The sequence below is a fragment of the Paenibacillus contaminans genome, from assembly GCF_003285015.1.
Taxonomy (GTDB): domain Bacteria; phylum Bacillota; class Bacilli; order Paenibacillales; family NBRC-103111; genus Paenibacillus_V; species Paenibacillus_V contaminans.
In genome coordinates, this window is sequence record NZ_QMFB01000013.1 from 130,828 (window position 1) to 144,325 (window position 13,498).

Annotated in this window: 10 protein-coding genes; all 10 read right to left on the minus strand. The window is 52.0% G+C overall.

From position 1 onward, the window contains the following. Positions 1-2: 2 nt before the first annotated feature. Positions 3-884 (minus strand): carbohydrate ABC transporter permease, encoded by an 882-nt coding sequence (locus DQG23_RS21805; RefSeq protein ID WP_238177970.1) that lies wholly within the window; start codon positions 882-884, stop codon positions 3-5. Next, a complete protein-coding gene (locus DQG23_RS21810) occupies positions 881-3,184 on the minus strand; it encodes a DUF5696 domain-containing protein (RefSeq protein ID WP_113033000.1) in 2,304 nt (767 codons plus the stop codon). Before DQG23_RS21810 ends, DQG23_RS21805 begins: the two co-directional genes overlap by 4 nt. Continuing rightward, positions 3,181-3,795 carry a YIP1 family protein gene (locus DQG23_RS21815; protein WP_158560630.1) on the minus strand — a complete coding sequence of 205 codons (615 nt, stop codon included), beginning with the start codon at positions 3,793-3,795 and terminating at the stop codon, positions 3,181-3,183. Before DQG23_RS21815 ends, DQG23_RS21810 begins: the two co-directional genes overlap by 4 nt. Continuing rightward, entirely contained in the window at positions 3,716-5,254 is a 1,539-nt protein-coding gene (locus DQG23_RS21820) for a 6-bladed beta-propeller (protein WP_146762354.1), read from the minus strand. The genes DQG23_RS21815 and DQG23_RS21820 overlap by 80 nt, the downstream gene beginning before the upstream one ends. 42 nt (positions 5,255-5,296) lie before the next feature. Beyond that, positions 5,297-6,151 (minus strand): carbohydrate ABC transporter permease, encoded by an 855-nt coding sequence (locus tag DQG23_RS21825; RefSeq protein ID WP_238177971.1) that lies wholly within the window; start codon positions 6,149-6,151, stop codon positions 5,297-5,299. A gap of 18 nt (positions 6,152-6,169) precedes the next feature. Continuing rightward, entirely contained in the window at positions 6,170-7,141 is a 972-nt protein-coding gene (locus DQG23_RS21830; RefSeq protein WP_113033004.1) for a carbohydrate ABC transporter permease, read from the minus strand. After that, on the minus strand, positions 7,138-10,095 hold the full coding sequence (locus DQG23_RS21835) for an extracellular solute-binding protein (protein WP_113033005.1): 2,958 nt from the start codon (positions 10,093-10,095) through the stop codon (positions 7,138-7,140). The genes DQG23_RS21830 and DQG23_RS21835 overlap by 4 nt, the downstream gene beginning before the upstream one ends. A gap of 25 nt (positions 10,096-10,120) precedes the next feature. Continuing rightward, positions 10,121-11,230 (minus strand): ABC transporter ATP-binding protein, encoded by a 1,110-nt coding sequence (locus DQG23_RS21840; protein ID WP_113033006.1) that lies wholly within the window; start codon positions 11,228-11,230, stop codon positions 10,121-10,123. Positions 11,231-11,369: 139 nt separating this feature from the next. Beyond that, a complete protein-coding gene (locus tag DQG23_RS21845) occupies positions 11,370-12,719 on the minus strand; it encodes a sensor histidine kinase (RefSeq protein ID WP_113033007.1) in 1,350 nt (449 codons plus the stop codon). Further along, positions 12,712-13,422, minus strand: coding sequence for a response regulator transcription factor (locus DQG23_RS21850; protein WP_202865940.1), 711 nt, complete (start codon positions 13,420-13,422; stop codon positions 12,712-12,714). The genes DQG23_RS21845 and DQG23_RS21850 overlap by 8 nt, the downstream gene beginning before the upstream one ends. Positions 13,423-13,498: the final 76 nt, after the last annotated feature.

The following is a 13,498-nucleotide window of genomic DNA, read 5'->3' on the forward strand; positions in this document are numbered from 1 at the left end:
TCCTACCTTTCTCTCGTAAAGACGAACTTTTTCGTCACGCCGAGGACAACGAGAATTAACAGAAAAACCGCTGTGAAATAAATCCATCCAAGCGCACTGGCGTAGCCGTATCCGGTGCCGGAATTGGTCATATTCCATGAAATCCACGATACGATCGGATTAAAAGGAAACGTGAACAGATCGACGATCGTGTAGAGCATATTCAATACGATAAAAGGAGAAATCGCAGGCAGCGTTATTTTCCAAAACGTTTCCCAAGGGGAAGCGCCGTCGATTGTCGCCGCCTCATATACGGTTCGGCCGATCGTTTGCAAACCGGCGATGAAAATAATGATCTGCACCCCCGAGTACCATAAAATCAGGACAAACGCGCGCAGCACATTCAATAACGGCTCCGCCCAAAACTTCGGCAAATTATATTGAATAAACGAGGCCACGTCGTACTTCACCAAAATATCGAGCCCGCCGGCGCCTTGATTGAAAATTTCCGTCAGTACCTGCCCCGTGGCGAAAATAACCGGCAGAAAAAAGACCGCCCGGAACAGCATCCTGCCCGGAAACCTGAAATTGAGCAGTACAGCCACAAATAAAGCGAAGACCGTAATAATCGGGATATACATCAACGTCTCTTTCAATACGGCAGCGAACATCAGCACAAACTGATTATCCTGCAGAAAGGCGTACTTATAGTTGTCCCAGCCGACCGGCTTCATTCCTAGACCGTCCGACGTGATTCTGACTTTGTGAAAGCTCATAAAGAAGGAATACCCTAACGGGTACAGCACGAACGCGCAAAGCCCGACCAGCCACGGCAGCAAAAACAAATAACCGACGAGCGCTTGTCTCTTCTCATATGGAATCATCTTTCTCAGTACGGCGTTCACCCGCTCCTCCCTCCTTTAAGGACGATAAAATCGCGCGGTGGAACCTGCACGTCGCCTGTTAGATAGGGACTTGAATTGTAATTGACAAGGATCGTTTTGCCGCCCTCAAATGTCGTTGCGAACACGCCCGGGGCCTTTTCCGTATGTTCGACGATCCACTTATCCTGCACATCGCCAAGCGCCTCGTTCATTTGCTGAGCTTCTTCCGTCATCGTGCCGATCCAACCGTCGAAGCGGCTGCTGTAGATTCCTTTGCTAAGCGTATCGTCAAGCAAGGAAGAGTCTTCATAGGTCAGAAGATACGAAGGAACGGCGCCGTATTCGAGCGACTTGAGAAACTCCAGCCGGTTTTCATTGCGCAAATTGCCGGGATTGCCCGAATAAGAGACAAGGCCGTGCAGCGCAATCGGATAGAAGGGCACCGTCTTCTCGGCCAGCAGCTCATAATTGGCATCGATCGGAAGCGAGCTGATATGATCGGCATGTCCAAGCGCGTAGGCGTACCCGTTGCTGACAACCGCTTGGCCTAACGTATCTTGCGCTTTCTTCAGCATGTCTTTGTAAATGCCTGCGGTATCCTTCCGGGTGTTACGCTCCGAAGGAGAATAATCCGAGAACAAATGCGAGGCAAGGCCGTCAAACGCCAGACCGTCGATCCCCAATTGTTTATACTTCTCAAGATCTTCCGTCATGTAGTCCATTGCCAGCCGCGGCCGAATAACATGCATCGTGCTCCGGTTGACGAGCGAGAAGCGGTTGCCTAGCGGCAGCTGCTGCTCCACCACTCTGCCGTCGATGTCGCGGACGGCATCCACCCGGGGGTTAAAGCCGTTCTTTTCCGAATAAGCAGCCGTGTAATCGTTCGTTAAAAAAAAGCGGTCGCCGAGCCGCTGCACTTCGTCGACCAATCGCTTCAAGCCGTCATTTCCGCCCAAGCCCTCCTCCGCAGGAAAACGCTTCGGCTGGGAGCCGTGCAGCCCGTTTTGCGACCACCCCGAATACGACACATTCATTCGCCCGATTCCCGAGCCTTTAAGCTTCTTGACGATTTCGCGCGCTTGATCGAAGGTGGTCATCGTCACGAAGCTGCGTTTAAACAAGCCGGGCTCCAGATCGCCGCCCAGAAGCTGCAAATCCACGGGAAGCTCGTCTTCGGCGCCTTGAATCCGCTTCAAGCCTTCCGTTTCCATCAAATAATTCCGGTAAACGGCCGCCATCCCCACATAATCGGCCTGATCGCCGCTTAGAAAGTAATAGCGGACAGCGCTATTCCCGAGGCTCCGTTCCTTTTCGAATATTTGGAATCCCTCGCCGAATCGGCTCGTTCTTTTGTAATAGTCCTGCCGATAGACGAATTGCGGCCCGACCCAATTAAAAGTCGTGTATAGCCCGCTCGGCGTGGCATTCACTTTGGCGGAGTGAGCGCCCTCCGAAATAATGCCTAGAACGGCGTTTTGCCCGGCAACCATGCCGAAAACGGGCATCAATGCGCCTGTAGACGCCTCGTTTGTCACGCCGACCGCAAGATCCTGACCGTAGATGCGCGTCGAGTACCGGAACGGCAGCTGCCTTTCGTTATTGAAAGGGATAACGGCGCCGACGCCCTCCGGAACGAACATATAACCGTCGGCATCCGCGGTCTGCGCCGCGCCCAGGAACGGCAATACCCATAAGCTTGTCAGCCGGTAATTTCCCGCTTCATCGATCCGGTCGGCCGGAACGGCTACCTCCAAATAATCGTCTTTAAGTGAGATGACATAAGTAAAGCTGATATTGATTTTCCGCAAGTCGTACGTTAGCTCGACGCCTTCCGGCAGCTGCCGGAATGAGACCTGCGCCTCCAGCTCCTGCGCGTTGCCGACCTGCTGCTTCAATACGGCGAGCGACTGATCGACATATTCCGCATAGAAGGCCGATTGCAGGTTGCCCCTCCAATGCCCTTGCGCGGTTTCCTTGCTCATCGCCTCGGCATCCGGGTTGCTTCTCCACTGTACGCCGTTCCGCTTATCGTAAATCGACACCTGGCCCATCCCGTTAATCGACAGCTGCAAACCCGCGCTTTCCGCGATCAGCTTAAAGGAAGTGTCGTCCGCTGCGAGCTTCAAGCCGGTTTGTTCCCGCCCCCCAGTCTCGGCTTCCAGCTTCACCAAGCCGGACGATTCCTGCTCCCCGGTCGCATTTTCCGTACGGTTGCCGTTCACGCCGCTTGAGACGGCCTCCGCCTGCCAACCGAAGCTGGCAAGAACTCCCGCACCTGCTATAGCAATCGCCACAAGGCCGATCGTTATCCCCCGCTTCATCGAATCGATACCTCCTCCCAGATTTGATTGATAAAGTCGAACAATTGACCCGTTAATCCCGTGAAAATGACAAGCAATATCCAAATCGCAAGCATGAACAGAATCGACAAGAAAATATTGAGCGCCGTCTCACCCATTTCATAATTGTGCACTTCCCGCACGGAAACGAAGAACAAAAAGGCGCACCAGCCATAAATAACGGCGCGGCAGAACGAATAAATCGCGGCTTCGGACAGCGTCAGCCCGTTCGATACGATCGCGAGCGGCATGGTGAATAAAATATAGGGCATCAGCGCATAAGCGCTGCCGTTCAAAACGTCGATAAGCCGCCCTTGACCGCGCATAATGGAGCTGACCAAATAGTTCGCCACGACCCAAGTCGCGAAAGGCACGACGATTTTGATAAAGATGACGAAAGGGTCTACGAACTTGTTCTCCACCGGATAAAAAATGTAGCTTGTCGTCAGCTCCGAGCCGAGGGTCACGAAATAGGCCGCGAATATCATCAGCAAGGTCGTAACGATCCCCGCTTTATTCTCGTAACGAAGCTCCCAGAAGCCGGTCACCGGATGCTTCAAGATCCGCAGCGCCTGCAGCAATTGCGTCCCCATGCTGTCCCCTCCTTTCGAGCCGCTTGCGGCGGAACAGGCGATATCCGGCATATACGGTCAATAATGCGGCTGCAGCGCCGATAAACGCTTCCGTAAAATGCTTTTGCAGCCAAACCATCCGATACTGCCAATACGTTTCCGAATAGCCGGCAACCGATCCGGCCTTTTTGAATTCCTGCAGCGCCTCTTTCCACTGGCCTTTCTGGTAGTGGGCTTTGGCCAATCCGAGATGCGCTTTGAAATATTTGCCGTTCAAGTGAAGCACCTGATTCCATATGCCGGCGCTCTTTTCGTATTTACCGTCCAAAGTAAGCGCCGTAGCTTGATGAATGAGCTCCGCGAATTCGCTGGCATGGAAAATTTGAATCATATTCGCGGTTCTGTCGACGATATACAGCTTTCCTTTGGAATTGACGGCAATGCTGGAAGGATAGTTGAACAGGCCGAGCTTGTTGATTCCTTCGTTCTTCCCGCCGAATGCGAATAACAGCTCGCCGTTGGCATCGTATTGATAGATGACGCCTGTCTGCGCGTCGATCGCGCTGATGTTCCCTTTGCCGTCCACCGTTAAATCGACGAACAATCGCTCTTCATCGATTTTCAGCTCTTCTCCTCCGTATACCTTCTCGCCCAATAAGTCCTTGCCGGCGTAATTCAGCTTCTTGAGTTGCCCCTGGGCGACCGCCACGCTGGACGTATACACGAACCCCCCGGCATCCATCGCGACATTGCTTACCGTTCCGGGCAGCTTGGTCACTTCTTTAGCCAGCTGTTCTTTCGTATAAAACATCCGTTTGAGCGAATCTACGGCCTTGAACGGCACGCGGTTCGCGCCGTAGTAGCCCTGAAACTCTCCCTCCGGGCTCAGCAGCATAACTCCTTGATAGCCGTTTCGCAGCGTAACATACATAAAGCCTCGTTTATCGACAACGACCTTCGTCGGCTCGAATTGCAGCGTACCGGAAATATAGTCGCTTTGCGGGCGCAAATATTCGCGAACGAATGTGCCGGACGGATCGAACACGGCAATCCGTTTGTTTTTCGTATCCGCCACGTAGATCGTTTTTTCTTTCGTTACAAAAACGCCGTTAGGCTCCAGCAGCTTCCCTTTCCCTTCCGGTTCCGCCCCGATAACCGATACGAAAGCGCCGTTCGCGTCCAGATGAATGATCCGGCTGTTCCCCGTATCGGCAATGTATAGATGATCCTCCGCGCCGACGAACAAGTCTTCCGGCCCGTTAAGTCCGGGCGGCCCTCCGCCTTTCGCTTCCTCCTGCCGCGGCACCAGCTGAAAGCCGAGATACCCTTCGGGTATGTATGCCGGCTGCACCGCAAATCTCCGCCCTTCCGCATCGTAAGAGAACGTCTTATAAGGAGGAGCGGCGGCAGCTGTTCCGGCTCCGGCCATGCAGATCCATACCGCGGCCATGACAGCCATGCAGCATTTACGTATAAACAAGCTTCGATACCTCCTTTGGCGATAAACCGATCGTCTCTCCCCTCATTTGATGCCCGAATGCGCCATCGTGGAAATCACTTTTCGCTGAAGCAGCAGGAAGATGACGAAATTCGGTATGAACAGAAGAAGGGAAACAGCGGCAGCCACCCCTTGATTCGCCACATTGTTGGCAAGTCCGCTCGTCAGTGTCGACACATAAAACGGCAGCGTCTTCATCGTTTCATCCTCCGTAAACAACGTGGACGTTTCCACATTGCCCCAAGACGATTGGAACGCCAAAATCCCGATCGTCGCCACGGCAGGCATGCACAGCGGTATGACGATACGAAGGAAAACCGTCCATTCGTTGGCGCCCTCCAATTTGGCGGCTTCCAATAACGCGTCGGGCAATTGATCGATGAATTGCTTCATCAGGAATACGCCGACCGGCATTGCCACGAGCGGAAGAACATGGGCCAGATAGGTGTTCATAATCCCCGTTTCGCTTACGGCGAAATAACGCGGGATTTGCACCGTTTCCGGCGCGAACATCAGCGACAGAATGATGGTGGAGAAAATGAGATTTTTCCCCGGAAACTTATGCTTGGACAACGGATAAGCGCATAATACGCTAAACAACAGGGTAGCCAGCACGTTCAGTCCGGTAGAGAAAATACTGTTGAACAGATATCTGCTCATCGGGACGATGGACGTTTGCGTGACCAGCAGCAAATCGTAAAAGTTTTGCACCGTCGGCTGTTTTACGATAAATGTCGGCGGGTACAAGAACAATTCATGGAACGGCTTAAACGCATGGTTGACAATATAAACGATCGGCAGCAGCATAAACACGGCAAGCAGGGTAAGACCTGCTACCAGAAACACTTGAAATTTGCTGATACGAAATATCCGCCTCAAAGAAAGCCCCCGCATCGGTTATTCATCCTCCTTCGAACCGAACAATCTCCAGCACAGCTTGCTTGTAAAATAGATGACCAACAGCAGAACGACCGATATGGTAGAGGCGTAACCGAGCTCGTAGCGGATAAATCCGTAGTCGTCGATATGATTGATCAGCAAATGCCCGGCATATTGCGGACTCGGATTCGATCCGGACAGCTCCGTACTGATCGCTCCCGCTTTGAACGTGCCGACGGTCGCCATGACGGCGCCGAACAGCATCTGCGGCTTCATGGCCGGAATCGTAATGTACCAAATTTCCTGAAGCCGGCTCTTGATGCCGTCGATCCTCCCCGCCTCGTAGAGTGTAGGGTCGACATTCTGTATACCGGCAAGCAGAGCCAGAAAACCTACCCCCATACTCGACCATAACGTGACGATAATCATGATCTTCATCAAAAACTTGGGATCGGTCGTCCAGAGCTGCTGCGTATCGATGATCCCGAGCTGCAGCAGGAAGCTGTTCAAATAGCCGAGTCGGTCGCCGCTGAACAGAACGAGCCATATGACGCCCATGGCGATACCCGCTGTTAAGGAAGGCGTATACATCGCCAGCGTATACCATAACCTGATTTTGGACGGAAGTTGGGAAATCAGCCAGGCAAGCCCGAAGGACAGCACGTACGCTACGGGTCCTACGACAACCGCAAACAGAAACGTATTCGGTATCGCATATTTCCAAAAGATCAAATCCTGGGTCAGCAGCACCTTATAGTTCAGCAAGCCTACGAATTCAGGCGGCTCGACCGAATTGAAGCGCGTAAAAGAAAGAACGATAGCCGCCACCGTCGGGATCATAATATAAACGATGAATGTAATGCAGAAGGGAGCGATGAACAGATAAGACAACCAGCTCTTCCGCATGTCCAAGCCCAGCTTTTTCACTCTCCCGGCAGCCGCTGCCGCATTCCATGCCGATAATTTCCTCTTGGCGATTCCGGTATTCATCGCTCTCCTCCCTCCCATGCCCGGTCGATAACCGGAATATCCAATTCCTTCAGCGCCTTTCCGTCTTTATCGACAAATCCGAACTCCTGCTGCTTATGCAGCAGCTCCCGGTTAATCTCCCGAATCGATTGCTCGAGCGATTCCCGGTAATTGACGCCGCTAAGCACCGTTCGATTCCAGGCAAAGGACAGCTCGCGAGCCGTAAAATAGCCGCCAGGCACGTTAGGAATTTCTTTAAACCATTTCCATTGCTCCAAAATGGCGGATAATTGCTTGGAGGGCCAAGGAAGCCGTTTGAACGCTTCCTGATTCGCCGTATTCCAGCGGAATTCGAGCCCGTTATACAATTCGATATCGTTGCCGAAGCGGGCCTGAACCTCCGCCGAGGTCCACCACTTGAGAAACTGCCAAGCATCCTCGGACCGCTTCGACGATTTCATGATAATCCCGGCTTGAATGCTTCCTCCCGCCCATCGCTCGACCTCCCCGCTATCTTTCTTCATGCCGGGAATCGGCGCCATTTCCCAACTGTCGGCTATTTCCGGGGCCGCCATCGTCAGCTGCAAATACGTGTTGAAATCGGATATGCCGAGCGGAATAGTCCCCTTACGGAAGTGCATGTAGAAATTAGCTTCCTTAGGGATGCCGTAAACCGTATACAAATCCGTCCATTGTCGAAAGCTTTGGAAGCTTTCCGGCGTAGTCAAGCCCGATTTCAAGCCGTCAGCCGTATAGAAAGAGACGCCGTTCTGGTAAAAAAACGGCAGCCCGTTCCCGCTCGGCATAAAGAAATCGTACCCTTTCTGCTGAATCGTCTGCAGGCTGTCGTACAACTCGTCCCACGTTTCCGGAGGCTTTAGGCCCAGCTCCCGCAAAATATCGGTCCTGTAAAACATCACGTTAAACGATTGCGTCTCCGGCAAGGCGTAGTCCCCATGATCGTAATGAAACGGCAGGAGCGAGCCGGGATGAAAACGCTTGGCAATATCGTCGTAATCCGCAAACTTCCGGAGATCGACTAGCGCATTTCTCATGGCCAAATCAACCGATGTCGCCGCATCCAGCCCTAATGCCGCATCGGGCTGGCGCCCCGACGATTGGCTTAGAAATAATTGCTGCTGGCTCGGCATCAGATTGACGTTGACGCTAATGCCTGTATCAGGCGTAAAGAGCTCGTCGGCCAATTGCTGCATGAGCGTTACATAATCGCGACCGCGATTGACCCAAACCGTGATCGCTTCCGGATTGCGCTGTCCCTTGTAGTTGTAGTTCGGCGAAAACGTCCGTGCAAACGTGGTTATGGTATTCTTCATCATCTTCCATCTGCCGGGCAGCAAATGCTCCAGCTCGACACCCGGCTTCGTCACATATATTTGGTCCAAAGAGAGCGGCTGCGAAGCCGCTTGATCCATATACATGCCGAGCGTTTCTTGGATGCGCGGCAGCATTTCCGGCCGGCTGGCGAGAATCTCGGGCTTAACCGCCAATTGCCGCAATTGGTCGATCGAGTTACGTATGCCTGAAGCGCCGTTCGCATCGTTGCCATAAAGCGTTTGCAAATAGGAAATCTGCTCTTCCAGCAAGGAGGATAACCGTTCGAAACGCTTCGCGATTCCGGGAATCGCGGCTTCCAGATTCCAATCCCGGTTTTTGTCTACGACACCGGTATCGCGAATGCCTGTGACAAGCCTTACGGCGCCGTTGATATCCTGAAGCTCGGCAATGGCCGCTTTCATCGCTTCCGTTACCAGTCTCAGCGGCGCTTGGGTTACGTTCATGGAAAGCGTGTGCTTTCCTTTCGTCAGGTAAAACTCGAACGGGTTACCCTCGCCGTCCGATAAGACTTCAAGCTGCCATTCGCGCCCGTACGGAAACGGGTAAGCAAGCAGCTCACGAAACGGAACCTTTCCGTCGATTTTAATTTGTCTAAAACTGGACACGTCTTTTGTATAGGACTGCTTAACCTTCATTTGCAGCTCGTATAGGCCATCCTCCGGAACCTCGAAAGACCACTCGGCCCACTTGCCTCCCTGCTTCCAGCGGTCGCCGCCCATTTCATTCAAGATGATTTTCCCCTTGGAGGGCGGGTATGCCAGATCGTCATAAGATGCCTGCATTTGAACGGACGAATCCGATTTGAGCGCCATTTGCTCCGCTTCGATCGTGTCATACCAGTTTTCATCTATACTGCCTTTCGGTTCCGCGTTATTGGCTGATTTCACTTCTTTATACGCAGCTACTTTTTCCGGTGCGGCGACCGCCAATTGGGACAAATAAAATGCCCCTTGGCTCGCTTCCAGCCTCAGGACATGCTTGCCCGCGTCCAATAACAACCGTAGAGGTTCGTAATATTCGGCTTTGGCATCGGCAACCCACTGTTCCGTCCATTGCTGCAATTCAAGCTGCGGCGGCCGTATATCGTTGCCCCTTTCGTCCTGCTCGGCGGGGTAAATGCCGTCCTTCCAATTGCGGCTTATCGCCAAATATTTCGCTTCGTCGAAAGGAAATTGCCCGTCGACCTTCAAGCGGAAGCGGATCGGCTCCAGCGAACCGGGAAGCGGCATCGTTTGCAGCCGGAGCTGATAAAGCCCCGCTTCGGAAACCGTAAAGGTATATTCCACCCAGTCGTTTTCCCGCTCCAATAGAAGAACGTCCGTTTTTCCTTCCTTTGCTTCTTTAATGGCCGAAATCCCCTCGGCGGCGGTACTGTAATCCGCAGCAGAGAGAAATATGTCTTGTCCCTGCGCATCATGGGCCCCCCGCTTCATCCACTCGCTCAGCACTTGCGAATACGCGTCCCCTTGCAAATTCCAAGGGTTATCGGCATCGCTGTATATCGGCTCGCCCCTTACCGGACGAACCTTCTGTCCCGGCCAGTAATAAGACGCAGCCAGAATGATCAGCACAAGTACAAAACCTATGGCAATCATCCGCTTTGGTATTAAAAAAGACATTCCTGTAACCCCTTTCAAAAAGAAACTAACCGATGGCCTCCCCGGTATCGCGATTGAAAAATAACATATACTCCGTATTCAATGAAATTTCTATGCCTGCGCCTTCAGGTATTCTCACATAAGCCGGAACGCGCATAATCACTTTCTCGTCAATCCCAAGATCGAGATGCAGGTGACGGTCCGCTCCGAATAATTCGGAGAAGTGCACGGTCGCCTTAATGTGCTCTTCTTGACGTTCCATGCTGTCGGACAACGTCACGTACTCCGGCCGTATGCCGAGAACGACATATCGATCGATCAAATTGCGCTGCCTCAGCGCTTTGCCGAACTGTGCGGGAATGCTCAAAATAAATCGCTTCGTATCGAACTTGAGTTCTCCGTCCTGTTCGATAATTTTGCCATGAATGAAATTGATCGGCGGCGAGCCGATAAAGCCGGCTACAAACATATTGACCGGCCGCATATAGACGTTTTCCGGCGTATCGACTTGTTGAATATAGCCATCCTTCATGATGCAGATCCTTGTTCCCATCGTCATCGCTTCGGTCTGGTCATGCGTCACGTAGATCATCGTCGTTCCCAATCTTCGGTGCAGGTCCACGATCTCCGCTCTCATCTGCACCCGCAGCTTGGCGTCGAGATTCGACAGAGGTTCGTCCATCAGGAATACTTGCGGCTTGCGCACAATCGCCCGGCCGAGAGCAACGCGCTGCCTTTGGCCGCCGGAAAGCTGCATCGGCTTGCGGGACAGCAAATGCTCGATTTCAAGCGTGCGCGAGGTGGACTTGACCATCGACTCCAGGAAGCTCTTCTCCATCTTCCGGAGACGGAGCCCGAACGCCATATTTTCAAACACGTCCATGTTCGGGTATAAAGCGTAGTTTTGAAAAACCATCGCGATATCTCTTTTTTTCGGGGGAATATCGTTAACCATCTTGTTATCGATATAAATTTCACCTGCGCTTACCTGCTCCAAACCGGCAACCATTCGCAAAGTCGTCGATTTCCCGCATCCGGAAGGCCCTACAAGAACCATGAACTCCTCGTCTTCTATTTCCAAATGAAAATCCTTCACTACCGGAGGACTGGATCGGCCGTATCGTTTGGAAACATGATTCAACATCACTCTAGCCACGTTATCACTCCTTGTCGTCATGACACCCCGCGATTGTTGCGGAAGCTCGGCACCTATGCATACCTCGATTATAAACAGCCGCCTTTGAATTTAGTGTGAATTTCCGCTTCGTTGCACTGGATGGAAAAGTACATGAGGGCTATATCCTTACGAGCGGTAATGTAACGGTAAACTTGCTCCCGACCCCCTCTTGACTCATGACGGAGATCGAGCCTTTATGCGCTTCGACCAAACGTTTGGCAATCGTCAATCCGAGTCCGCTCCCCCCGGTGTCTCGCGAACGGGATTTGTCCACCCGATAGAAGCGTTCGAATATCTTATCCAGCTCATTTGGCGGAATGCCTATCCCATTGTCTTGGATGTGAACGAATATCGTTTCTCCGCTCCTATCAAGCTCAGTAATAACGCTTACATTTCCGTTTGGTTCGCTGTATTTGGCTGCATTCGATAAGAGGTTGACGAAGACTTGGATCATCTTGTCGACGTCGATAAGGACAGGGCATGGCTTTTTCGGCGTAATTAGCGTAACTTGAATAGACTTATCCTCAAAAACGGGCTGCAGCAAATAGAGCACCTGCTTCAACAGAGGCACCAAGTCCATCTCCTCGGGCATCAGCTCAAATATGGCGCCGTCCGCCTGCAATATTTTCTCCATGTCCTGCACGAGCCGGGTGAGACGCGCAATATCGTCCAGCATCGTCCGCAGACGTTCCGGTTCCAGGTCGAACACTCCGTCTACAAGCGCCTCCAATTGACTGCCAACAATCGATAACGGCGTTCTTAGCTCATGTCCCAAATCCTCCATCAAAATCTGGCGCCAGCGTTCCTGCTCCGCGAGCAAGCCCGAGAGATGATTGACCGCATGCGCGATCTTCTTCAGCTCTTGCGTTCCCTGCACCGGCATATACAACAGCATGCTGCCTTGAGTCAGAATATCCGTGCGCTCTGCCAGCCTCCGTACGGGACGCGACATCATATACGCCAACAAGCCGCTCAATAGAAATGCCGCAAGTATCCCGTATCCGCCGGTCTCAAACAACTGTTTTTGCAAATAACGCTTCGTATGATACGTCGGATACCCTTCTTCCTTCCCGGTCCAGTATATTTCCAATCGCCCGACAACCTGCGAATTTCCCCATATATCGAGTGACACATCCGGAGTCAAAGGGAGTGCGGCAGGCAAGGTGTCCAGCCATCGATTATTCTCGGGATCGGTAAAACGAATATAGACGTTTTCCGCTTGCGCGGCTTCCAGGATTGTCCGTTTCGCTTGCTCGGTCAGTCCCTGCCGTCCGGAGACAGTTTGATCGCGTATGCGGCCGGCAATCGTCCGGAACGATTCCTCGAGATGCTGCTGCACAAAGTCGGGATATCGCAAATCCCATCTAAAATAAAAAAAAGCCAAGCCGCTAATCCATAGCATGACTACTACCAGAAAAACCGCCCCCCACCACACCAGGAGCGTATGTATGTTCTTTTGTTTACCCATCGCGGGAACCCCCAAATTTATAACCTGCTCCAATTACCGTGACAAGCACTTTCGCTTCGCGGGGATTATCCTCCACTTTATGCCTGATATTTTTAATATGGGCATCGATGAGCCGGGGATCGCCGATAAATCGGTAGCCCTGAACATGGTAGAGCAAATCCGCACGCGTGAACACCTTTTCCGGCGCAACCGACATGGCCGACAATATTTTGAACTCGGTTTTCGTCAAGTTGGCATCCTTTCCCTTTACGATTACCTTCATCTTCTGATGATCGAACACCAATTGGCCTTGATTAAACGATAACTTTCCACCGTGTCCTTGGTCGACGTACAATGCGGCTCTGCGGAATACGGCATGCGCTCTGGCAACCAATTCATTCGGACTAAAAGGCTTTACGATATAATCGTCTGCGCCAAGATACAACCCGTTAATCCTGTCATTCTCTCTCGATTTTGAAGTTATCATAATAATAGGGACGGTGGACCGTTCTCTCATCCGTTTGCACAGTTCTTCCCCCGGCATGCCGGCCAACATCAGATCAAGAATAATGAGATTGGGCTGATCTTGTTGAAAATACTTCAGGCCGGTGTCCCCATCATACGCAATGGTCGTTCGCCATCCGTCACGCTCCAAATAAGCTTTAATGACTTCGACGATTTTCGGTTCGTCATCAATGATCAGCACATGCTTCTTCTTTTCCAATTTGAAAATCATCCTTTGCAATCGAATCGCATAATGATTCATGGTAACATGAAACGGTTAATTGTAACATCGTCGA

Bases quoted from the DNA above. Each gene is read 5' to 3' on its own strand.
- DQG23_RS21835 (WP_113033005.1), bottom strand. From the start codon at position 10,095: ATGTCTTTTTTAATACCAAAGCGGATGATTGCCATAGGTTTTGTACTT.
- DQG23_RS21810 (WP_113033000.1), bottom strand. From the start codon at position 3,184: ATGAAGCGGGGGATAACGATCGGCCTTGTGGCGATTGCTATAGCAGGT.
- DQG23_RS21830 (WP_113033004.1), bottom strand. From the start codon at position 7,141: ATGAATACCGGAATCGCCAAGAGGAAATTATCGGCATGGAATGCGGCA.
- DQG23_RS21845 (WP_113033007.1), bottom strand. From the start codon at position 12,719: ATGGGTAAACAAAAGAACATACATACGCTCCTGGTGTGGTGGGGGGCG.
- DQG23_RS21815 (WP_158560630.1), bottom strand. From the start codon at position 3,795: ATGGGGACGCAATTGCTGCAGGCGCTGCGGATCTTGAAGCATCCGGTG.